At 43.6% G+C, this 22,933-nt stretch carries 16 protein-coding genes; 7 read left to right on the top strand and 9 right to left on the bottom strand.

The window, feature by feature from the left end; all coding sequences use genetic code 11:
* The 5 genes from ftsH3 to tpiA form a co-directional block, all read left to right on the top strand.
* Positions 1–1,794: ATP-dependent zinc metalloprotease FtsH3 (gene ftsH3, locus AAFP11_RS24485; RefSeq protein ID WP_341739381.1), on the top strand; the 1,794-nt coding region annotated here is incomplete at its 5' end.
* 470 nt (positions 1,795–2,264) lie between these two features.
* Positions 2,265–3,005 (top strand): hypothetical protein, encoded by a 741-nt coding sequence (locus AAFP11_RS24480; RefSeq protein WP_341739380.1) that lies wholly within the window; start codon positions 2,265–2,267, stop codon positions 3,003–3,005.
* A 4-nt stretch (positions 3,006–3,009) separates the two neighbouring features.
* Entirely contained in the window at positions 3,010–3,138 is a 129-nt protein-coding gene (locus AAFP11_RS24475; protein ID WP_341739379.1) for a hypothetical protein, read from the top strand.
* On the top strand, positions 3,108–3,293 hold the full coding sequence (locus AAFP11_RS24470; protein ID WP_340520478.1) for a PCP reductase family protein: 186 nt from the start codon (positions 3,108–3,110) through the stop codon (positions 3,291–3,293). The genes AAFP11_RS24475 and AAFP11_RS24470 overlap by 31 nt, the downstream gene beginning before the upstream one ends.
* Before the next feature lie 74 nt (positions 3,294–3,367).
* Positions 3,368–4,108, top strand: coding sequence for a triose-phosphate isomerase (tpiA, locus tag AAFP11_RS24465; RefSeq protein WP_341739378.1), 741 nt, complete (start codon positions 3,368–3,370; stop codon positions 4,106–4,108).
* A gap of 58 nt (positions 4,109–4,166) precedes the next feature.
* Here tpiA and AAFP11_RS24460 read toward each other — a convergent pair whose 3' ends face one another.
* From AAFP11_RS24460 to AAFP11_RS24450, 3 genes are all read right to left on the bottom strand, one after another.
* Complete coding sequence (locus AAFP11_RS24460; RefSeq protein WP_341739377.1) at positions 4,167–4,640, bottom strand: hypothetical protein; 474 nt, start codon at positions 4,638–4,640, stop codon at positions 4,167–4,169.
* 100 nt (positions 4,641–4,740) lie between these two features.
* Positions 4,741–9,087 carry a response regulator gene (locus tag AAFP11_RS24455; RefSeq protein ID WP_341739376.1) on the bottom strand — a complete coding sequence of 1,449 codons (4,347 nt, stop codon included), beginning with the start codon at positions 9,085–9,087 and terminating at the stop codon, positions 4,741–4,743.
* Between the two features lie 558 nt (positions 9,088–9,645).
* Complete coding sequence (locus AAFP11_RS24450) at positions 9,646–12,741, bottom strand: MFS transporter (RefSeq protein ID WP_341739375.1); 3,096 nt, start codon at positions 12,739–12,741, stop codon at positions 9,646–9,648.
* Between the two features lie 476 nt (positions 12,742–13,217).
* On the opposite strand from AAFP11_RS24450, the gene AAFP11_RS24445 reads away from it, so the two are divergent.
* Positions 13,218–13,844, top strand: a complete 627-nt coding sequence (locus AAFP11_RS24445) for an alpha-ketoglutarate-dependent dioxygenase AlkB (protein WP_341739374.1) — start codon at positions 13,218–13,220, stop codon at positions 13,842–13,844.
* Between the two features lie 28 nt (positions 13,845–13,872).
* Positions 13,873–15,216: a hypothetical protein gene (locus AAFP11_RS24440; RefSeq protein WP_341739373.1), complete on the top strand. Its 1,344-nt coding sequence runs from the start codon at positions 13,873–13,875 to the stop codon at positions 15,214–15,216.
* Between the two features lie 151 nt (positions 15,217–15,367).
* Here AAFP11_RS24440 and AAFP11_RS24435 read toward each other — a convergent pair whose 3' ends face one another.
* The 6 genes from AAFP11_RS24435 to AAFP11_RS24410 all read right to left on the bottom strand — a co-directional run.
* Positions 15,368–16,501 carry a class I SAM-dependent methyltransferase gene (locus tag AAFP11_RS24435; protein ID WP_341739372.1) on the bottom strand — a complete coding sequence of 378 codons (1,134 nt, stop codon included), beginning with the start codon at positions 16,499–16,501 and terminating at the stop codon, positions 15,368–15,370.
* 78 nt (positions 16,502–16,579) lie between these two features.
* On the bottom strand, positions 16,580–17,791 hold the full coding sequence (locus tag AAFP11_RS24430; protein WP_341739371.1) for a glycosyltransferase family 4 protein: 1,212 nt from the start codon (positions 17,789–17,791) through the stop codon (positions 16,580–16,582).
* Between the two features lie 270 nt (positions 17,792–18,061).
* Positions 18,062–18,823 (bottom strand): WecB/TagA/CpsF family glycosyltransferase, encoded by a 762-nt coding sequence (locus tag AAFP11_RS24425; protein ID WP_341739370.1) that lies wholly within the window; start codon positions 18,821–18,823, stop codon positions 18,062–18,064.
* A gap of 301 nt (positions 18,824–19,124) precedes the next feature.
* The gene (locus tag AAFP11_RS24420) at positions 19,125–20,510 is read right to left on the bottom strand and encodes an O-antigen ligase domain-containing protein (protein WP_341739369.1); all 1,386 of its coding nucleotides are present in this window, start codon (positions 20,508–20,510) and stop codon (positions 19,125–19,127) included.
* Between the two features lie 160 nt (positions 20,511–20,670).
* Complete coding sequence (locus tag AAFP11_RS24415) at positions 20,671–21,807, bottom strand: glycosyltransferase family 4 protein (RefSeq protein WP_341739368.1); 1,137 nt, start codon at positions 21,805–21,807, stop codon at positions 20,671–20,673.
* A gap of 479 nt (positions 21,808–22,286) precedes the next feature.
* On the bottom strand, positions 22,287–22,933 hold a 647-nt coding region (locus tag AAFP11_RS24410), incomplete at its 5' end, for a response regulator (protein ID WP_341739367.1).

The raw sequence follows: 22,933 nt of genomic DNA, 5'->3' as shown, positions 1-22,933 counted from the left end.
ATTGTAGTCATTGCTTTAGCAACCGCATTTTTTGACAAACAGCCCCCAAGCCGCGAAGTTTGGAAGTACAGTCAATTCATTCAGGAAGTCGAAGGCAAGAGAGTAGACAAAATCAATATCAGTTCCGATCGCACCAAAGCCCTCGTCACAGCCCAAGACGGCAACAAAGTGATCGTCAACTTGCCCAACGACCCAGAACTGATCAACATCCTGACCAAAAATAACGTAGACATTTCTGTTCTACCGCAAAGCGACGAAGGTTTCTGGGTAAAAGCCCTCAGCAGCCTGTTTTTCCCGATCCTACTGTTGGTGGGACTCTTCTTCCTGGTGCGACGCGCCCAAAACGGGCCCGGCAACCAAGCCATGAACTTCGGCAAATCCAAAGCTAGAGTCCAAATGGAGCCGCAAACTCAGGTCACATTCAGCGACGTAGCCGGCATCGAACAAGCCAAGCTAGAACTCGCCGAAGTCGTGGACTTCCTGAAAAATGCAGACCGCTTCACCGCAGTCGGTGCCAAAATCCCCAAAGGCGTGCTGTTAGTCGGCCCTCCCGGAACAGGCAAAACCCTGTTAGCAAAAGCAGTAGCTGGCGAAGCAGGCGTTCCTTTCTTCTCAATTTCCGGTTCCGAGTTTGTCGAAATGTTCGTCGGTGTGGGTGCTTCCCGCGTCCGCGACTTGTTTGAACAAGCCAAAACCAACGCTCCTTGTATCGTATTTATCGATGAAATTGACGCCGTAGGCCGTCAACGCGGCGCTGGTATGGGCGGTGGTAACGATGAACGGGAACAAACCCTCAACCAATTGCTGACTGAAATGGACGGTTTTGAAGGTAACACCGGCATCATTATTATTGCTGCTACCAACCGTCCTGATGTGCTGGATGCTGCGTTGCTCCGTCCAGGTCGCTTCGATCGCCAAGTAGTAGTAGATCGCCCCGACTTCGCCGGCCGCCTCGAAATTCTCAACGTTCACGCCCGCGGCAAAACCTTGTCCAAAGATGTGGACTTAGAAAAAATCGCCCGCCGCACACCTGGTTTCACTGGTGCCGATTTGTCCAACCTGCTGAACGAAGCAGCAATTTTGGCAGCCCGCCGCAACTTGACCGAAGTCTCCATGGATGAAGTCAATGATGCGATCGATCGCGTCCTCGCAGGCCCAGAAAAGAAAGACCGCGTAATGAGCGAAAAGCGCAAAACTTTGGTAGCTTACCACGAAGCCGGTCACGCCCTAGTCGGTGCGCTAATGCCCGATTATGACCCCGTGCAAAAAATTAGCATTATCCCCCGCGGCCGCGCCGGTGGTTTGACTTGGTTCACACCTAGCGAAGACCGCATGGATTCTGGCTTATATTCTCGCTCATACTTGCAAAATCAAATGGCCGTTGCTTTAGGTGGCCGCATTGCTGAAGAGATTGTCTTCGGTGAAGAAGAAGTGACAACAGGCGCTTCCAATGACTTGCAACAAGTGGCAAGAGTCGCACGGCAAATGGTGACTCGCTTCGGAATGAGCGATGTCCTAGGCCCTGTAGCCCTCGGTCGCCAACAAGGGAATATGTTCATGGGTCGCGATATCATGGCTGAACGGGATTTCTCGGAAAAAACCGCAGCGGCGATCGACAATGAAGTCCGTTTGTTGGTAGAACAAGCTTACCGACGCGCTAAAGATGTGCTGGTTGGTAATCGCCATGTCCTTAATGAATTGGCAGATATGCTAGTTGAAAAGGAAACTGTGGATTCCGACGAATTGCAAAATTTGTTGGCCAATAGTGATGTCAAAATGGCGACGATCGCCTAATTGATTTTGGATTTAATCTAAAGTTTGAAATCGGTAATTGGGGTTATTCTGGAATTGTCCGGGATAGCCCCGATTTTTTAAATAGATAACATATTAATTTCGGTTACACCGGAATGACAAAGACAAAGGAGACGGCAATGTCCATAGATGTCAACTTAAGCCTGAAAGCCTTGATAAATCTGGTTTTTGCCTGAGTCTAGATCCCCCTAAATCCCCCTTAAGAAGGGGGACTTTGATCGGACTCCTGTCCCCCCCTTCTTAAGGGGGGTTAGGGGGGATCTGGCCTTAATAGTCAAACAGCAGTCTCTGACAGGGTTTGACCTTAAGTTGATACCTATGGGCATTGCCGTTTCCTTCTTTCCAGTGTAATCTGAATTGATATTAAATCTCGCTACCCAAACCACTTTCAAATACTATATAATCACTTGGAGACAGTAAATTAACTTGATATAACTTGGGAATGAAATAACATGGAAATAACACTGCCTGATGTTTCTCAAAGCTTCCAAAAAACCAAAGTATTTTTGACAGAAAAAGTAGAGAAAGCAGTTAACTCTACTTCACAAGCAACAGCACAAGCTAAATCTTCTTTCTCCGAAACTGCTGACAAAGCAAAAGAAACTATTACTCAAACTACTAACTCTGCCGTCAATACTCTGAATCAAACTACTAGCCAAGCTGTAGATAGTGTAACTCAAGCAACAGAAAAGGCTAAGGCTTCATTACAAGATAGCCTTGACAAGGCTGAAAATATTAGCGGCGCGGCTTCAGATGCTATTAAAAATGCGATCTATACTACCGTCAAAGATTGGATGGATTCTCATCCTGTAATCTTATGGTTGGTGAGTCATCCGCTGATGGGGTTAGCAATGCTGCTGTTATTTATATTTATGATATTGGGTTTGTTCCAGGCTTTAGGTAGCTTTTTTACAGAAGCATGGTTATTTATTTTGCAAACCCCTGGAAAATTTATACAAGGGGTTTTCAGTGTCGGCTCTAAATCTGTAAGTAATCTTGGTGGAGTGACGGTAAACTCATTGGTTTCAAGGAATGCGGGATTAAATAATAATTCAGCTTTACAAGTAAGGGGAGTTGAATCAAACAGTTTGGACTCTCAGGAACGACTTGCTAATATTTTGAGCAGGCTTGAGGCAATTCGACAAGAGCAGAGTCAGCTTTTAAAAGAAGTGTCGGCTATTTTAGGCAAGTAATTTAATGCAGTTGCGATCGGGCACTCATGGTAAATTAAATACATCCTGGCTTGCCATCAAAGCCAGAGAAATCAAGGCTTCTAGTCGATCGCCCAAAACGCCATGCCCGATTCCGAATTCTCCGATGATTTAAAATGGACACCCGAAGCTAAGGCCAAGCTGAAAAATATTCCCTACTTTGTCCGGGGAAAAGCTCGCGTCCGCATCGAACAGTTGGCCCGCGAAGCCGACACCGAAGTTGTCACCGTGGACTTAGTTGAGCAAGCTCGCATCGAATTTGGCCAATAGGCGATCGCAATGTACCCTAAAGCCTTAAACTATAACTTGCCTCTCCTAATGTTCACAGAGCTACTGAGTCACCCGTGCGGAAAATTGTTATTGCTGGCAACTGGAAAATGTACAAAACTGGGGCTGAATCCCTAGAGTTTCTTAAAGGATTCACCTCCTCTTTGACGGAAACCCCGGAGGAACGAGAAGTCGTGCTTTGCGTTCCCTTCACTTCATTAGCCGTCCTCTCGAAAAATCTGCACGGTGGCCGGGTGCGGCTCGGTGCTCAGAATGTTCATTGGCAAGAGTCGGGAGCTTATACCGGCGAAATTTCAGGGCCGATGCTCGCAGAACTTGGGGTTCGCTACGTCGTCATCGGGCACAGCGAACGGCGTCAATATTTTGGTGAAACTGACGAAACGGTGAATTTGCGCCTGTTGGCCGCTCAGAAGTATGGTTTAATTCCGATTTTGTGTGTCGGGGAAACCAAGCAACAGCGAGATGCAGGGGAAACTGAAACTCACATTTTCTCTCAGTTGGCACAAGATTTGGTTGATGTTGACCAAGAAAAGTTGGTTATTGCTTACGAACCGATTTGGGCGATAGGCACCGGCGATACTTGCGAAACTAAGGAAGCGAACCGAGTTATTGGTTTGATTCGCAGTAAATTGAGCAATCCTGACGTGCCAATTCAATACGGCGGTTCTGTTAAGCCGGAAAATATTGATGAAGTTATGGCTCAACCGGAAATTGACGGGGTTTTGGTTGGTGGTGCTAGTTTGGAAGCTGCCAGTTTTTCGCGCATTGTCAATTATCATAAAATTGATACTTGGTAATTGCTAAATTGGTCGATGGAAATTCTATCCCCAAGTCAAACAAAAGTGCTCAATAACTTTATTTTTTAGGCCGCTGCTGCTGATAAACACTCACAACTTTATCCGCATAGGTAGCTGTCGCGCCACTTTTGCAAGCAGCCGATTCACCTGTCATCCACCAACAAGCGGCGCGACGGATAGCACTCAATTCATTATTGCTGCTAGCTTTGTATTCGTCGCGCAGTAAATCTCGTGCTATGCAGGTGACAATTGACTTGGCTTTTGTCGCGTCAGCCTCAAATTGTTGTGGTGTTAAATCTTGTTTGGTGCAGAATTTTGCCCAACGGGAAATATTTTTCGGTAAAACTTGCCATTGACTGTACATTCCATCATTGGGGGTTTGGGGTGGTGCAGTTTGTCGCAGGGCTTCTACGAGAGCCGAAACTTGGGCATCGGTAACTGCTTCGGCTGCTGCTGGAAGTGTTTGCCATCCCAGGCTAATTATCAGGCTGCTTAATAATAGATTGGTTTTGGCGATCGACTTTAACTTCATTTCGCTATGCCCTGTTTGATTTCAACTTGCTTTACTGCCAAAACTTATACTATTTGGACTATCGACTGCCTCTGTCTTGAGCATGATTTTCTCTCTGAATTCAAGATGTCTGGCTGTACAGCAATTCTGTTTTCAAAGCTGCTTCTACTATTTGATATTCGGCTTTAACTTTTTCTAAAACCCCATCGGCTTTTGCAGACAAAGACTGGTTGGCATTTGTCGCCATGCGCCCCATTAATTCTAGTTCTTCGCAAAGCTCAAATAATTGAAAAGCACCGAGAGTGCCGCTAATCGACTTTAAAGAGTGAGCAGCCTGCCGCAAAGCGAGCGGATCGGCGTTTTTTACAGCCCCAGAGATGCTCGTTAGCAATTGGGGGGCTGTTTCGATGTAAATGTCGATCGCCTCTTCTAAAGCTTCTACTTCTCTGAGTCCCTCAATAATTTTGGGACTGAGGGAGTTCTGATTGTCAGAGGGGAGTTGCTTAACTAAAGATGGACTAGGCACAATGTTGGGCTGGGGAATTGTCAGTTGTTGCGGTTGGGCAACAGTCACATTCGATCGCACTTCTAATTGATTTGTGCCCTCGATCTCTTCAGCATTTGAGTTAACAGAAATCATCGATTGCCACCGCTCAAACTCGATAGGCGATCGAGATTTACAACTCTTCAAAACTCGAACCAGTTCCTCAATTTCGATGGGTTTGCTCAAATAATCATCCATTCCGGCAGCGATGCACTCTTCGCGATCGCCCCGCATGGCATTTGCCGTCATTGCCACAATCCAAGGTTTCGCAGCATCATCCCATTCTTGACAAATCAGCCGCGAAGCTTCCAAGCCGTCCATTTCCGGCATTTGCATATCCATCAATATCACATCGTAGGGCTGGCGGCGCAAAGCTTCCAAAACTTCCTTGCCATTTCCCGCCACATCAGCGCGATAGCCCATCCGCTGCAAAATCTGTAAACCCACTTTCTGATTCACCAAATGATCGTCTGCCAACAAAATCCGCAGTGGCAACTCCTGGGCAATCATGGGGATACTTTTGGATAAACTGCCGCTACTGCGCTGCACTCTCACTTCACTGCTCGATTCCCCAAAAATATTGATTAAAACATTATAAAGTTGGGATTGTTTGATCGGCTTGTTCAAAAAAGCAGCAAAATTCACCTGCTGCATCACCGGAGAGTTAATTTCCTGCCTACCCATAGAAGTTAGCATGACTAAGGGCAACTGTTCCCCCGACTCTAACCTCCGAATTTCTGCTGCTAAAGTCAACCCATCGATTTCCGGCATTTGCATATCCAAAACCGCTAAGTCAAACTTTTCTTGGGCACTGAGCCAATCTAAGGCTAAAGTAGCAGAAGCAGCCGCGATCGGCACCATTCCCCAAGACTGAGTTTGGAGAGTCAAAATTTGACGATTAGTAGCATTATCATCGACAATTAAAACTCGCTTTCCTGCTAATTCTGGTTGAGAATTGCTTAAATTAATGGGCAATGAATTATGGCAGCATTTAGCAATCGTGGTGCAATAAAAAGTAGAGCCACTAGATTTTAGATGATTAGTTGGAGGATCAATTTCATTTAATTCTTGTCCCTCGCCATTGTCTCCCAGTTCCTCATTCAAAACTGTCGGTTTAAAATCTTCAGGAGGATTGCCAGCTAAATTGCCCCTACTTTCCACCCACATCCTGCCACCCATCATTTCCGATAAACGCTTACTAATTGCTAAACCTAATCCAGTACCGCCGTAGTGGCGGTTGGTAGAAGAGTCAACTTGACTAAAAGATTTAAACAACCGATCCATGCGATCGGCTGGAATACCAATACCAGTATCTTTTACCGCAAATTGTATTTCGTAGATTTGGTCAATTTGTGATTCTTCGCTCTCCAATTCTGACTGTTTTTTGGAAGTTGGCAAAAGTCGGGGCAGTTTTTTAGCAGTACATGATAGCACCACTTCTCCCGCTTCAGTGAATTTAACTGCATTACTGAGCAAATTAATTAAAATTTGCCTCAAGCGGGTGCTGTCCCCGATCGCAGTTACGGGCACAGAACTGTCTATAAAATAAGCCAATTCCAATTTTTTTTGTGCCGCCCTAGCAGCTACCAAGTCCAGAGATTCCTCAATGCAGGTGCGGATGTCAAAGGGATGCTCCTCCAAGTCCAATTTACCCGATTCAATTTTGGAGAAATCGAGAATATCGTTAATCAGAGTTAGCAAAGCATCGCCACTGCTGCGGATAGTTTCAACAAAATCTCGTTGTTCCGAGCTTAAGCGGGTATCCAGCAGCAAACCTGTCATCCCGATGACTCCATTCATGGGAGTACGAATTTCGTGGCTCATGGTTGCCAAAAATTCACTTTTGGCTCTCGTGGCTGCCAGTGCTTCGTCCCTGGCTTTTGCTAAATCAATGCCCGCTTGCTGGCGTTCAAGTTCGCTACCTACCCACTGAGCCATCAGTTTCACCAATTCTCTGTCTACCACTCTGAAAGGTTCTGTCATGGGATGAGCACTCCAGAAGCAGAGAGTACCGTAGACTTCCCCAGCCACCATGACAGAGATGCCCATGTAGGCTTCTATATTGAAAGCCAGGTCATGATTGAATTTGCGATCCGATGTGTTGAAGGACAAGCACAAAAACCTCACCGACTCGAAGTGCAGCGGTTCTTTTGACTGGGCTGTAGCCACGCAGAAGGTTTTTTCTAAATCATAGATTTGTCCTTTGGCGATCGACCCATCGGGACACTTTACAGCCATGATTTGATAATTGTTACCTTCAATTGCCGACAAAATTCCCACTTCCAGCCCGAACTGTCTGCATCCCATGGTCAGCAGTTCTTGGAGTCGCAAATCGAAGGTTGAGAGGCGATTTAGCGGGTCTGTGCGGGGTGCTGACGTCACTTGATACAGAGCTTTAATGGCTGCTTCGCTTTCTCGCAGTTCTTGTTCTGTTTGCTTGCGGAAGCTGATGTCGCGGGAAATCCCAATAATTTCTTGAACAGTCTCTGTTTCAGGATCGCGGATGGTGCGACTGGTAGTTTCAAACCAGATATATCGGCCATCTTTGCGACGGACACGGTAGCTGAGGGTGTAAGTCACTGGCAGCGCCATCAATTTCGCGTGGGCTTTAGATAGCTTTTCTACATCCTCTGGATGGAAATAATTCTTGGGGAACTTGCCGATCAGTTCTTCTGGTTGATATCCCAGCAAAGCGTTGCAAGCGGGCGATACGTAAACAAAAACACCTTTGGAGTTGTGTCGGCTGATCATGTCCGTTGAGTTATCCGCCATCAACCGATAGCGGTCTTCGCTTTCATTGCGTTCGATTTGAGAATTGCCCAAGGCTTCTAGCATTTGGTTGATCGTCTCTGCTAGGCTGGAGAGTTCATCTGCTCCGGGCATATGAACGCGCAAGTCTGGGTCGCCATTGGCCGCTATGTTGTTGACGCTGATACTCAAGTCTTGCAATCTTGCTAAGACCATTTTTTCTAGTAATATCAGTGCGATCGCGCTAAATACTAAACCTACGGCCAATATCGATAGAGTAAACAGTTCTAAGGTGGCTTGACCTTGGCTATAGATTACTCGGTCTACTTCTACTCGCAACATCAGTGCTAGATTGCCGTGGATGTCCCGAATCAGGGCGTATCCAGCAACTAAGCTTTTGCTAAGCGGCTCAACTAAAATTTCTACTGATTTGAGGTTGGAAATTATGATTTTGAGCTTTTCCAATTCTTGCTGGGACTGAACTATCTTTTGAGTTTCTGGCCCATAGTAGCTGGTCGCTCCGACTTTAAAATCTAAAGTTGGCAATCTAAAGTCTACGGACAAGTGAGTCAGTTCTGAGAGTAATTCGATTTCGGTGTTGTCGAGATACCGTGCCAGAATCAGAGTCCCGCGACGGGGGCCGATCTCGTTGCTATTGAGAATTGGCTTGGAGCTAATCAGCAAGGTGGCTTCTGGGATGGTGATCACCCCTGTTTTGATCGATGGCATCCCATCCCCCCCATCTGCCCCAGGCTTTAGCAACGCCGCCGTCAGATGCTCTTGTAAGCTTTGGGGAATCGGGGTCTCGGCTTGGGATTTCAGGTCGAAACCTTTACTGAAAACCACACGCCCCTCTGCGTCTAGCACCATCAATAAATTCAGCCTTAAGTAAACAAATGTAGCATCTACGAAATTTGATTTGACAAAATCCTGACTATGGGTATTGACGAAGGAGTAGGTGTCATCCCACTCGGCATAATCTCGTGCGCTAGTATCTAAATTCGATAAGTCATCATCTAAAGCATCCAAAGCCCGCGCTACATCCTGACGGACGTACTGCGCCTCTAGATTATGGAAATCGTGCAGCAAAATGGTTGATGCCGTCGCATACAGCACCACAATCAGGCAAATCAGAGCTGCACCAACAATTAATAGTGTTTTTTTTCGGAGTTGCATCGGGTTGCCCTCCTCAAGATGCCAGGAGGAAAATTTCCTGGGTCTGTTTGAAATGTAAGTCGTTTAACATTGTATTGGGATGACCTGCGTATTTTAACTGAGCTTGGCACATATGCAGCAGCCATTGCTATACCTTAATATTCTGGATTTCACCAAAAATAATCAATCTAGTATCTAAAAACCTTTAGTTCCTTACTATCTATAACCCATGAATTGTGAGTTATGACCTTATTATCTCAATTTTTTGAATTTGCAGGAGCGAGCGGAAAACAATTAAGGTTTAATCCTACCGTAGGTTTGTCGCCGGTGGTTGGACAGGGGATAGTGGGAGAGCCGGAGAGTGGGAGAGGAGAGAGGGGGAAAGGGGGAGAGGGGGAGATTGGCTGGAAACTATTTTTAGTTTGACACATGATTTTTAGTGACTTTGGGTCTTACGTTTTAAATTATACCCAGAGCCCCGACTTCACTTAAGAAGTCGGGGCTCTAAAAGAAGAGATATTTAGGTTTCCCAAAATAGGGAGTGCGACAACCCCGCGTCCAGGACTAGAGGAATTGTGGCTACCGAATTACCGCTAGAGCACCAGCACCGGCGGCTGCCGCGGCCGAGGAAAGTGCGGTAAAAAACAGCCACCAAGCCGCAACTTCTGCTGCTTTGCGGGTTTCTTCGGCTTGTTTTTCCGCTTGCAATTTGATACTTTCCAGGCGAATCTGTGCTTCTTGCTGCAAGCGTTCAGCTCTTTGCAGGACTGTGTTGCGGCTTCTTTCGATCTGGTCGATCAAGCGGTTGGCGTCTGCTTCGGAGATATCGTCACGGGAACTAATGAGTGCTACTAAAGTATCCCGGTTGAAGTGTCCCAACCGATCGCGCAAAGCTTCAAATCCAGCTTGGGGATCGTCAAATAACTTACGAACATCCTTGGTAATACCTTCGTAGTTGAGTTCTGGGCGATCGAGCGAATTGAGATAATCCCGAACTTTTGCCATAATCCCGTCAATTACCGACTGAATTCGCTCCTGAATTATCTGAATTTGCTGTTGGAATTGGTCGCGCACGGACAAAACTTGATCGACAATGCGATTGGCTTCGGCTTCCGAAATATCCGGCCGCTGAGACAACAGAGAAACTACTGTAGCTCGATCGATATGAGACAGTCGTTCACCTAAACTGTAAGCCCCTACTTTCGGATCGTGCAGCAACAATTGCAAATCGCGCTTGATAGCTTCAGGATTCAATTCATCCTTACCAGTATTCCGCAAATAATCTTCTAAAACACCCTGAAAATCCTGTACTTGACTTTGCATCCGCCTTGCCAAACGGCGGGGCGATTTCACAATCGAGCCGATGGTATCCTGCACTTGGTCGATAATTTGATTAACTTGTTCTTCGGTCAAATCTTCTCTTTGAGAAAGCAGTTTTACCAAAGTATCGCGGTCAAAGTTCGACAGACGACCTCGCAGGGCTAAAGCTCCTTCTTTGGGATTTTCCATCAATTTAGTCAAATCGCGCTTAATCCCTTCAGGATTGAGTTCAGATTTGCCCGTATTCCGCAGATAATCTGCCAAAGCGGTGGTTGTTTGGTCGTACTGTTCCTTAGCTTTGTCAGCGATTTTTTGCGGTGCGCTCAGCGCACCGTGCCATGTCTCTTCGGCGCTGTCTAGCAGTTGATTCACTTGGTCTTCGCTGAGGTCTTTCCGCTGAGATAGCAATTTTACCAAGGTTTCGCGATCGAACTTAGAAGCTCTCGCTCTGAGCGCCCACATTCCCGCTTCTGGATTGTTTAACAGAGTTTTAAAATCTCGCTGAATCCCTGCGGGGTTGAGTTCTTCTTTTCCTGTAGATTGCAAGTATTCTTGCACTTTTTGCCACTGATTGTCTAGGCGGGCTTTGGCCGCTTCTTGCAGACCTTTGGTATCTGCTAAAACTACATCTTTTGTCCTTTCCAACTCTTTAACAATCTGTTCTACTTCTTGAAATCCGAAGTTTTCCCGACCTCTGAGGATTTGGATAAAACTATCACGATTGTAGGGAGCAAGCCGATCGCGCAACTGTTCGTAAGTAGCATCAGAATCTTCGAGAATTTGCTTGAAATCCTTGCCAATGCCTGCTGCTGTCAGTTCTGGTTTCGGCGTTAACTTCAAATAAGTTTCCAATCGCCACTGCAAATCGCGGGATTTTTCTTGTTCCTCAGCAAAAATAACAGTGTTTAAAACTCGCTGTCTAATTGCTTCCAATTCATTGGTAATTTCTTTAATCTTGCTTTGAGTAAATACTCCTCTGCTGGCCAGAATTTCCGCAAAATTGGACTTGTTGAGTTTTTCTAATTCGCGGCGAACTGTTCCCGCATCTGCACTAGGATCGTAGAGCACATCTCTAAAATCCCGCTCGATGGTTTGCGGGTTCATTTGCCAGGAATAAGCATTAAGAAGGTAGTTTTCTACATCGGCTCGAATTGGGCTGTAAGTTTCCGGTTCGCCTTTGACTTGAGCGGTGATTTTATCAGTTTGCTGGCTAACTTTATCTTTTGCTGTTTTGAGTTGACCAACTACTTTTTCCACATCAAAGTCAGAAATATCTGTGCGTCCCAATACGATTCCCATTAAAGCATTGACTGCCATTGTCGTTGCTTGGGACATCATTGTGGGGTTTTGTCCTTGATTTTGACCGCCCAGATTTCCCAGTGCTTGTTCTACTCTGCTTGTCAATTTATCTGAGAGCAATTCTCCCGATTTTGCCGACTTGAAATATTCTACTAATTGGGCGATACCGTCTGTTGGCTGTCCTTGTTTTCCGACTTGTTTCCAAGCGTCTTGGAGTTGGTCTACAATGCGGTTGACATCGCGTTTTGATAGGTCCGATCGCGAACTGACTAAATCTACCAGGGTTTGGCGATCGAGAGAAGGCAAATTTTCGCCCGCAATAGACTTGAGTTGTGGATCATTGAGCAACTTTTCAAACTCACTCCGCATCCCTTTGATGTCTAATTCCGGCGGTTTGAGGCCTTGGATGTAATCTTCGACGTTTTCCCGTAAACTTATAGGGTCGATCGCGCTACCGAGTTCATGGCCCACTGCTGCTGCTGCGGCTTTGGCTGTGGCCACCACTTGATTGCTGGCTGCTTTAGCGCCCAGGGCGGCGGCGGCGGTGCCGACAATGGCTTGAAAGCCTGATGTGGCGGTGTTGACGACGGAACCGATCAGGGAACCAACGGTGGTGGAGCTCACCCACACCAGCATAGAGAAATAGGTGGCCCAGACAACTAAACCGACGATCGCACCTAAACCGGGGCTGCTAATCAAACTCAGTTTAACTGCTAGCAAGCAGGCGAAGAATAGGGCGACGGTGACAGTGATTAGCGTCCAAGTTCCTACTTTTTTGCCGATGTGGCGCACTGGGGGGTTGTCGCTGTGAGAATGGGAACTGTCATGGGATTGATTTCCCATGTAAGAAAGGCCGGCTGCTACTGATAAGTTGGTTAACAAGAGTTGGAAGGCGAAAGCCAGTACGACTCCTGCGATTAAGGCGATAAAAAATTGTGGCCCGGAATACAGAAGTGCTGCGTCTTCTGCTGTGTTTAAAGTCCGTTCTGCTGGCACTTGGGCGAGCCAGAGGCTGATATTATACAGTTGCGAAGTTATTGGCAAGTTTTGATACATAGTATATTCCTCGTTCAGGTGGGGTTTCGCGTAATTGAGTTGGCGATAATTGAGTTGGCGCGCGATCGGCTCATGTATAGTTTCGGTTTTCGGCCCTCAATGCCAAGCATCACCTAATTAACGAGCTAAAGCATCCCCCTACAGTCGGAAGTGTATAAATATGTCTGTGGCTAGCTGTCACTTTAGGAATAATTGTGCTATATGAAACTTTACGAGTAGTCAGAAACCGGGTTTTTGCGAAAATACTTCGTTACACCTCGTAAAAACTGCTAAAAACCCGGTTTCTTTGGTTTACGAGTAGTCAGAAACCGGGTTTTTTACCGAGATACTGCATTTAATTTGTCTACACTCAACACGAAATCTAGAAGTTGCCAGTAGATTTTAACTTCAGTCGATGCTAAAATCAAAATAGTCATATCAAATCCTCATTCCACTATCACCGACTGGAGTTCAGGCAATTATTCTGTATCATTAAAATGGAACCTTGGGATAATCAGCTAGATAGCAACGACTCACAAGAAACAGTAGTCATTGATACCGATGGCGAAGTTATATTTTATCCTAATGTGTTTAGCATCCAAGAGAGCGATCGGCTTTTTCCCGAGTTATATTCTAGTGTAAAATGGCGACAAGATACCATTTATTTTTATGGAAAAACGATACCTTTACCCAGACTTACAGCTTGGTATGGAGACGAAGGTAAATCATATACATATTCCCATATAGAACAGCATCCCGAACCTTGGACTCCCACACTAACTTCAATTAAATTAAAGGCTGAAAAGATATCAAAAATTACTTTTAATAGCGTTCTTCTCAATCTATATCGTGATGGTAAAGATAGCGTTTCCTGGCATAGCGATGACGAACCAGAACTAGGTAAAAATCCGATTATAGCCTCCATTAGCCTTGGGGGAACTCGCCGATTTTCCTTAAGGCATAAAACATCACCAGACCACAAAATTGTTCTTGATTTGCCCAAAGGTAGTTTACTATTAATGAAAGGTGAAACCCAGCACTTCTGGAAACATCAAATCGCTAAAACCGCTAAATTTGTGGAACCCAGAATCAATCTAACTTTTAGAGTTATCAAACCAGTTTAAAATAAATACAACAAAATTTAATCAATTTATGAAAAATTTATTATTACTAGGAACATTGAGTTTTAGCATTGCTTTTGGATTAGGTCTAGCAGTAGAAAAAAATGTTACTAAAGGCGCAATTATAGGTGGTATAGCAACAATTAGCACCCTTAGCAGCGCCTTCGTTTTAACCAAGCAATCTGAACGAGAACTTAAAAATACCCACAGCCATACCGAACAATTAAAAAGCATTAAAAATGATATTGTAAGCCTCAAAAATCAGAGGAGACAAATTGTACAAATAATTGAGAGCCAAACTCAAGTTAAAACAACAATTGAAGCAGAATATAACTCAATTATTATAGAATTTGCTAGGGTTAAAGAAGAGATTAAATCTCTAAATATACAGAGAGATAATCTGCAAAATGTAATTGCTGATTTTGAAAGTAAACACAAAAAATATTTATATTTAATCGCGAATAAAATTGAACAAAAAATAACCATTAAACAAGAAGATAATTCTGTTTTGGGTAAAATTCAAAAACCTCAAAATAAAATTATTAATAAAACAGAAAAAAATACCTTATATGCAAAAAGAATATTTGACATACCACAAAGTTTCTGGTCAATATATGAATACAACATTGATACTTTTCGTTCTCAAATACCACGTAAGGATTGGGGACATTATTGGAATAAAATGGCACATGGTGTCGCTATTTTATCTGAAGAAAATACTCTGTTAACGTATTTTGCATTTTATGGTGGTTCTCATTACTATAAATTAGTATACTTATTAGATAAATTATTTAGTGATTTAACTCAATTGCAAATAGAGGTAAAGATAGACATAATTGATTATGGGTGTGGACAAGCATTAGGAACAACTTGCTTGCTCGATTATTTAATACATAATAATTTACCAAATATAACAATAGATTCAATTACACTCATTGAGCCTTCTGAAGTAGCTTTAAATCGGGGAATTTTACATATAAATCATTTGAGTTTATATTCAAATCCAATAAATATTAAATCACTTAATAAAAAACTTCAATATTTAAAAAAAGATGATTTATATACATTAAATCAAAACATAAAATTACATATTTTTTCAAACATATTAGATGTTACAGGCTTTGAAATCAATAATTTGGCTAATACTATTAAAGAAAGTCAATCAGGAATCAACTATTTTATTTGTGTGAGTCCTACAGATTTACATAATAGAATTCAACTATTTTTTGATTTTTGGAATAAAACTGGATGTCCTCTAGAAGAAATACAATTATCATCAGAAGATTTGTATTATGACACATGGAGATTTAAATCAGATAAATTTCAGCGTGATAAAATTCATAGGGTTCAAAAGCTATTTTATGTTAACTTATAAAAACTATCTATGATACTTATATTTTTGTTTATTTATTATACTGTTCTCTATTCTCTCACTCTGTGTCCTCTGTGTTCTCTGCGGTTAAATCATTCCGATATTGTAAACGGAAACGATATAAATGCGATTGCAATCGAAGATTATTGTGTCTCTACAAGCGCTTAACCAATATCCATCGCAACTCCATTGGCGGCGTTTCCTGCATTGGAAATAAATCGCGGCCGCTAGCCCAACTCAAAAACCAACTTGTCGGTGGCCAAGCTTCCTTCGGCAAATGCTTTTGTTCATATTCAATTACCGATTCATCAGATACAATTTCCAAAGGCAAACCCTCAATCGCCTCTGATAATTCTTGTCTAGTAATTAAATAAGACCAAGACTGTTCCGACATTTGTTTCGCCATATCATCTGGTTCATATCCATCCACAGCTAAGAATGTACTGAATAAAATAAACCCACCACTTAAAACCGAATCAGACATTTTGCCGAGGAACAAACGCACTTGTTCTGTATGACGAAAATGGGAGAGAACTTCGGTAGCAATGGCTAATTTATACCGATAGGTTTTAATCCTCAACAACGGATCTAAAACATCACCTTGGGTGACAGTAATCGGCAAATCTTCTGCGGAGGCTGAGGCTGACAATTTTTCGGCAAAAATGGGTGTTAATTCGATCGCATCTACAGCATAGCCCAACCTCGCCAAAGGCAGACTATTGCGCCCTGGGCCCGCACCGACATCTAAAATCGGCCATTTCCCCGCTTCCCCTAATCCCGCGACAATCGCCATCACCTTCGCATCGGGATGACTACCAAATAAAGGCTCAGGACGAATCTGCGGCCAGCTATGATATTTATCCGCCATAGATTCGACTTGAATCTTGGTATTGATAGTAACTCCCCCACTTAAACCAGTTTGAACATTTGCCGGAAAATAAGACACAATCAAAGTAGCGTGGGGCGACTGTTTGAATCCTTCAGCTAAGGCATTACCAAGCAATGTTTTTAAACTTTCTGTTTCGGGATAGCCAAGATTTTGCCCAACCAGTTTTAAGAAATCTGACAATAATTTCAGATAATCATCCAGCATCGACGGCACACAAGGCAGATGAAATTCTCCATTGACATTGATGCCTCTTTTGAGCTTTTCTGTGAGGGCTAATTTAAGACGCGAATTATTAGTCAGCGCAGCGGTATTTTTCGGTAATTCGCTGACAGGTAATTCTGATGTAGATGCAACACTGGTAATTTTTTTAATCACAATATTTCTTAGTCCGCGCACCATCCGGACTTTGTTTGTGTAGAAGCGGTTTTAACCGCCGAGTAATCAAGGTTGACTTTACTTTACATCTAAAACCTGCGGCTAAGAATCCTTCATCGCCCTCTGAAACAACGCCACTAAATTCTTCGCTTCCACAGCCACATCATGCTGCTGAGCAACCCGCAAAGCTCCCGCCTTCCCCATCTGTTCCAACCGTTCCACAGGCACCTCCAAAGCCTCCTGCATGGCATCAGCCAAGGCCTCTACAGAACCAGCAGGAATCAACCAACCGCAAACTCCAGGCTCCACGAGTTCCGGGATACCAGCCACGTAGGTGCTAATCACAGGTCTGCTAAGAGCCAATGCTTCCATAATTACCACGGGTAAACCTTCGGCAAAACTGGGCAAAACCATTGCTCGTGCAGCTAAAATCTGCTGCTGAACTTGAGCACTATCGGCCCATCCTGTAATTTCTAAATGATTTTGTAGTCCGTATTGGTCGATCGCCTTTTCAATATCCGATCGCAACGGCCCATCACCTACCAATATTAACTTAAACTGCAAACCAAGGCTAGCCAACTTACCCGCAGCTTCGATTAACAGCAAATGACCCTTTTGTTCGCTGAGTCGGCCAATACAAACTAAACGAGGTTCGGAAGTGACCGGAACATAGGGTAAATCCAAAAATGCCGCATCTACACCGCAGTGAATTACATGAATTTTAGACCAAAAAGCGCGATCGCACCACCGATACAACTGACTTTTGCCAAAAGAACTAACCGCCGCCACAAAAGCCGCCCGCTTAATTTTTTCCTCAAAGCCAAGAATTGTAGCCTTGTCGAATTCTTCAGGACCATGAACAGTAAAACTGTAACTAGGCCCACCAAGCACCCGACACAACATCGCTACAGTGGTTGAATTTGTCCCAAAGTGAGCGTGAACGTGTTTGACTCCCTGGCTGGAAAACCAATTTAATAGCACACAGGCTTCAGCAAAGTAAGCTAGATGAAGTATAATACCGCGATCGGAATGCCAACCTACTTTAAACATTAACCCTAAAGCTTCAACAAACCGAATAGGTCTAGTTATCGCCACCCGCAGCAAACCCGATACTAAGCCAAGAACACCAACTCCTAAAACAACCTGGGTCTGTTCTTGCTCTTTTTTGTCTCCTTCGTCCACCAGTTCCGACTCGCAGGAGCGGATTGAAAAACGGGCAACTTTCATACCACAATTCTCTACAGCCAAAATTTCTCGGCGGACAAAACTGTGACTGACTTTGGGATATTGATTAACTAAATAAGCAATGGTCATGGGCCTGTCTGAAAATGCTGTGGTTCAACTGAGATAATTCTAGCCTGCTAATCCCTGGGAAATTTAAGATGAGAGATTTGAGATAGCCAAACTCCAAAAAATCACCCCACAGACCAATCCGGGGCTCAGAGGACTCCATGAAGTTAGACCGAGAGAGACTTTGACTATCCTTGTTCACAAAGCCTCTCTCGGTCTAGCTTAACTTAATTTTGGTAATCTTAAAGTCCATCGGCCCTCCAGCAATCACCTATCTCTTCAGAGATTGCTGATTTAGCCATCACAGAAAGGTGTTTTATAATAACCTAATTTTTGTTCTACAATCAATCTGAAAAAAGGCAGAGCATCAACCAAATATCTTTTCCACAGCCTTCTCGGTTCACTTAACAATCTGTAAGCCCATTCTATGCCAACTTCGCTCATCCATTTGGGAGACCGGGCTTTGCAACCAGCTTCAAAATCAATAGTTGCACCTATTGCCAAGAAAACTTTGATATTTTTCAGTTTGTCTCTATACTTAACCAACCATTTCTCTTGCTTAGGCGCACCGACTCCGATTGCCAATACTGTCGCCCCTGATTGATTAATGATATCAATTATTTTTTCACACTCTTCTTCATTTTTTTCAAACCCAAAGGAAGGAGAATAGGCAGCAACCACTATTTTTCTACCCACTTTTTTGTTAATTTCTTCCTGAGCTTTAATTGCCACACCTTCCGCAGCTCCTAGTAAGAAAATCTTAATATCTTCACTATCTTTGTGATAGTTATAAAATGCGGGAAATAAGTCAGAACCCGAAATTTTTTCTTGGATAGGAGTACCCAAAAATCTTGAGGCATACATCAAGATCTGACTATCGCAAACTCTATAATCACAGCTATTATAAGCTTCGTAAAAATCGCGGTCATACTGCAATTTAATTAAATGGTCTACATTGGGCGTAAATACAACACCGCCTCCTTCTTTTAAGTTTTCAAACAGTTCTGTGATGGAACAATTATCAACCGGTACATTCAATAAATTAACTACTTTCATTTTCGATTTCCCTCAATTTTTTATACTCTACTAAAACTCACACGATAAATTTCTCACTTCACATTTTGGTGAGCTGGCGAATCAACTTTTCTTCATTATATCCTCTTCCCCTTACTGGTTGAGTATGTCTTTTTAAAGATTCTGTAAAGAATTCTGGATTTCCGACAAAGAATCAATAAAGATACTAGATTTTATAATTGACAACATAGGTCATAAAAATAATATTTTTTAACTAGGGCTATATTTCAAGCCCGGACTATAATCAGCGCTAGGCGCGTGCCTAGTCAAACGATACTCAGATTTAGTGGTGGGTTGTTGACACTCGTGATTTTTGTGGACTCAAAGACCGTCTAGGTAAGGGCGAACTGGTTTTCTTTGGCTTAAGACTTTCGGTATCTTTTAAGATCACACCAGCTATTCCTCCAGCAATCAGCGTAAAAATTGGGTTAGTCATAGCATTCAAAACACAGTCAAACGCATACATAGTTAAAGCTACTCCCAGGACCGCCGCTGGCGCGACTTTCGGATTAGACCAGGTTCGGGCTGGATATTTGAAACAAAAGGCAATCACAGGTAATAGCAAAGAAGAAAATAAACTCGTTAAACCCACTACGCCGTTGACGCCAAAAGCAATAATCCACAAGCTGTCAGTTACGGATACATCATCACCGTACTCATTGTATACGCGGTTGCCTCCCGAATCGCCCCAGCCAAAAAGAAATCTTAGTCGCGCTTTATTGCCCAATATCTCTTCATTTTGAAATCTAAACCCCAGAGATGCTGCTCGTTCTTCGCCAAATATTTGAGAGATAAAGCTAATCACTTCTTCACTAGAAAATTGACCAGAGGCAGCTAAATAAAGGTAGAAAATGATATATCCAATTATCAACAACAATGGCAAAGATGTTTTGAAAATTTTGGCGCTGAACAAGACGACTAGCGACATTGCAAATAAACTGTAAGCCCCAGTAGAACGGCACAAGAAAAAAGCGATAATTAGTACAATTACCAGAGTCTTCATATTGCGCCCCTGAAACTTCTTGAGGACTCCAGTTTGCCACAACCAAAATCCCACTAAAGCAGCAGCCATCATCCACAGCCCCACCATCAAACCGTGCTGCATGAATACTACCGGTCTCCACCCCCCCATGCGTCTGGCCTGACCCCAATCTTCAAAAGCATTGACACCGTAAACCATCTGGTGCAGAATCGGCCCCCTAACCCCTTCAATCATCGTAAAAGGAATGTAGGCTAACCCACCTGCAAAAATGCCGATCGCTAACTGTCGCAACCCATCTAAACTATTGAGATACAAACGCCCTAAAAGAAAAGGCATCCCCCAAGCAACAATTTGGTTTAAAGTTGGTGACAAGGGGCTTCCACCATTAGTAACTTGCGAAGCAATCGGGCATAAACAGCAAATTACTATAGGTACATCTATCCAGCCTGGCTTCAAAGAGCTGAATCGCGTAGTATCGTAAACCAGAGTACCCAGCAAGACACCGTAGCAAGCTGCTGACATCTTGTTATAGGGAGGTAATCCCGGCAGGCTTAGAGAAACTTGGGGTAAAAACTGCCACGCTACAATTAGACTTACGATTACTGCTCGCTGAGTAGGGAACCTGACAAACAGATACAAAACGACTGGAATCCAGCCGTACATCACAATTGGAATCAATGCTGCCATAGACGTGGTGTGCCAAGTTTATTGCAAATCAGTTTTAGTTATCACAAATCTAACCTGTCACAGCGGGAGTTAGGACTCTTTAGTTTTCTCGTCACTTTAATTGTACGATCGATAACCCCATCAAGTCACACACCCTAGATACCCTCTCAGATAGCCAATGTTACCATTGAACTTGAATTCTGGGCTTTAATTTGGCTGTTGCCCCATCCTTTTGTGTGGATTTGCTCATAGCAGCTTTCAATGCACCCTCGAAGCGCTCTGTGGCATCATCCCAAGTATAAACGATCGCCTTAGCGTAGGCAGCCTCGGACATCCCTTGCCAGTCGGGATTAGGCAAGCCACAGATAAACTCAATGGCTTTTGCCATAGCTTCGGGGTCTTCTGGTTTTACCAATATGCCAGTACCCCCACTCAAAAATTCAGGAGCCGCCCCAACAGGAGTACCAATGACAGGAGTACGACACGCCATCGCTTCAATAATTGGTAGACCAAAACCTTCACAACGACTTGGGAACAGCCACGCATCGCATTTACTGTAATAATCTTTGAGTTTGTCTTGGTCAGGTTGAATTACATACTCACTGTTGGGCGGCAGTGGCAATTCTGGAGATGGCTCCTCCATACCAAAAGCAATTAATCGCAAATTGGGAATTTTTTCAGCAGCTAATGAAAAAGCTTTGAGGGCAATATCACTTCCCTTCCAGTAAGCTTGGGAGTAATACATCCCAACTGTCGGAATCGATTGTTTTTCACGCGGGCTAGCGTAAAATTGCTTGGTGTCTACGGTAGGGGGAACTAAAGAAACCTGATGGTCTCCATATCTCTTGTGAGCTATGTCTACTAACCACTGGGCAATCGTAATTTTGTGCAACGGCAGATTCCAAGTGGCTTCTACTCTCGCTTTAGGTAGGTAATCAAAAACTTCGTAGTGCTGAAGGAAATAAGCTTTTGCTCCTTTGCTGGGAGATAGTTTTGCTACCCACTCCGCCGTTTCCCACCAAGTTGCAACAATCACATCAGCATCCGGTAAGTCTTGGTTTTTGATAGGTCTATTTTTGTCGATAATTTTTGGTTTAACGCTCAAATTGTCGAAGAATGAGGTTTGCTGCTCAGGTGTGAGTATCCAACCGCGTCCTCGTAGCAGTGACTTTGCTTGTTGAATCCAACTCGGTTGGGAAGGTGGTACAGAGATGACGAAGACCTCATGACCTCTCTTCTTCAAACGCTCTGCAAAAATAGAGACTACTCGAATTCCACCGCTGAGAGAAAGTGTGGGAAGAACAAAAGTTATTTTCATCTTTAAAAAATCCTGTTGGCAAGTCTGAATGTTGAGAAACTTGGGAACACTATTCTGCCCGTTAAGTACAAAATTGCCGTGGCAATTAAATTACTATTTTTCCAGAACCAAATAAAAATAAAGCTAATAAAATATGAGTAATATTTAATGTCATTACTCATTAATTCGCTTTAATTGCACTAATACTAACCACTATTCATCTGCCTTAAAAGTTCCTTATAGCAGATATCAATTATCAATAAATGTAATTCTTAAGATAGATGTTTAAAAATAAAAATTTCTTAAATTGAGCCCGTCCACCTAATTCCAGGTATAGCAAAAGGCATAGGCCAGACGGCAGATTTGACATACACAGTAGTAAATTTTGGACTTGGAACCACAAGTCCTAGATTTACCGCATTTAATTTATCTGTGGCTTATTTCACACCCACATTTCAATTTTCTCAGTCTCGTTGTGCCTCTATCCCTTAGCTCTAGAGCTAACTTTGAGGAGGTTTGTATCCCCTCTCCAGAGCAAATTTTACAAGCTGAGCTCGATTTTCCAAGTGTAACTTGCTGAAAATGCTACCCAAATGAGCTTGGACGGTTCTGGGACTAATAAACAGTCGATAGCTAATTTGTTTATTGGTATAGCCTTGAATAACCTCCCAAAAAACTCTTTCCTCCGCAGGCGTTAAAGGTAAAGGTGCAGGTGGTGGTGCTACTGGCACAACCTTTGGTTCCACCGCCAGAGGAGTAGAATTTTGTAGGAGTCGAACAATCTCGGCATGAATGCGGTGAGAGCGTTCTAACTGGGCTTTGACTTTAGCTAATATTTCTTCCGACTGAAAAGGTTTGACCAAATAATCATCCGCCCCTATGGAATGACCTTCAACTTTGGATTCAATCTCGCCTTGACCAGATAAAAATATAAATGGCATCAATTGTCCCAAGCGGGTATTTCGTAGGCGGCGACAAAACTCAAACCCGTCCATCTCCGGCATCATCACATCAGAAATCACTAAATCTGGAGGGTCGTTTTCAAAGATAGAGAGTGCCTCAATACCAGAATTAGCACATTCCACCCGGTATCCTTGGCTCTCCAAGTACATTGCCAAGACTGTTTGACAGTCTGTCTCGTCGTCAA

The sequence above is a fragment of the Microcoleus sp. CAWBG640 genome, from assembly GCF_020883015.1.
GTDB lineage: Bacteria > Cyanobacteriota > Cyanobacteriia > Cyanobacteriales > Microcoleaceae > Microcoleus > Microcoleus anatoxicus.
This window is presented reverse-complemented; position numbering and strand designations above follow the sequence as displayed.

Excerpts from the sequence above, each read along its gene's own strand:
- AAFP11_RS24450 (WP_341739375.1), bottom strand. The coding sequence starts at position 12,741 with ATGTATCAAAACTTGCCAATAACTTCGCAACTGTATAATATCAGCCTC.
- AAFP11_RS24445 (WP_341739374.1), top strand. The coding sequence starts at position 13,218 with ATGGAACCTTGGGATAATCAGCTAGATAGCAACGACTCACAAGAAACA.
- AAFP11_RS24470 (WP_340520478.1), top strand. The coding sequence starts at position 3,108 with ATGCCCGATTCCGAATTCTCCGATGATTTAAAATGGACACCCGAAGCT.
- AAFP11_RS24435 (WP_341739372.1), bottom strand. The coding sequence starts at position 16,501 with ATGGTGCGCGGACTAAGAAATATTGTGATTAAAAAAATTACCAGTGTT.
- AAFP11_RS24420 (WP_341739369.1), bottom strand. The coding sequence starts at position 20,510 with ATGGCAGCATTGATTCCAATTGTGATGTACGGCTGGATTCCAGTCGTT.
- AAFP11_RS24430 (WP_341739371.1), bottom strand. The coding sequence starts at position 17,791 with ATGACCATTGCTTATTTAGTTAATCAATATCCCAAAGTCAGTCACAGT.
- AAFP11_RS24425 (WP_341739370.1), bottom strand. The coding sequence starts at position 18,823 with ATGAAAGTAGTTAATTTATTGAATGTACCGGTTGATAATTGTTCCATC.
- AAFP11_RS24440 (WP_341739373.1), top strand. The coding sequence starts at position 13,873 with ATGAAAAATTTATTATTACTAGGAACATTGAGTTTTAGCATTGCTTTT.
- AAFP11_RS24480 (WP_341739380.1), top strand. The coding sequence starts at position 2,265 with ATGGAAATAACACTGCCTGATGTTTCTCAAAGCTTCCAAAAAACCAAA.
- AAFP11_RS24415 (WP_341739368.1), bottom strand. The coding sequence starts at position 21,807 with ATGAAAATAACTTTTGTTCTTCCCACACTTTCTCTCAGCGGTGGAATT.
- AAFP11_RS24460 (WP_341739377.1), bottom strand. The coding sequence starts at position 4,640 with ATGAAGTTAAAGTCGATCGCCAAAACCAATCTATTATTAAGCAGCCTG.
- AAFP11_RS24475 (WP_341739379.1), top strand. The coding sequence starts at position 3,010 with ATGCAGTTGCGATCGGGCACTCATGGTAAATTAAATACATCCTGGCTT.
- AAFP11_RS24455 (WP_341739376.1), bottom strand. The coding sequence starts at position 9,087 with ATGCAACTCCGAAAAAAAACACTATTAATTGTTGGTGCAGCTCTGATT.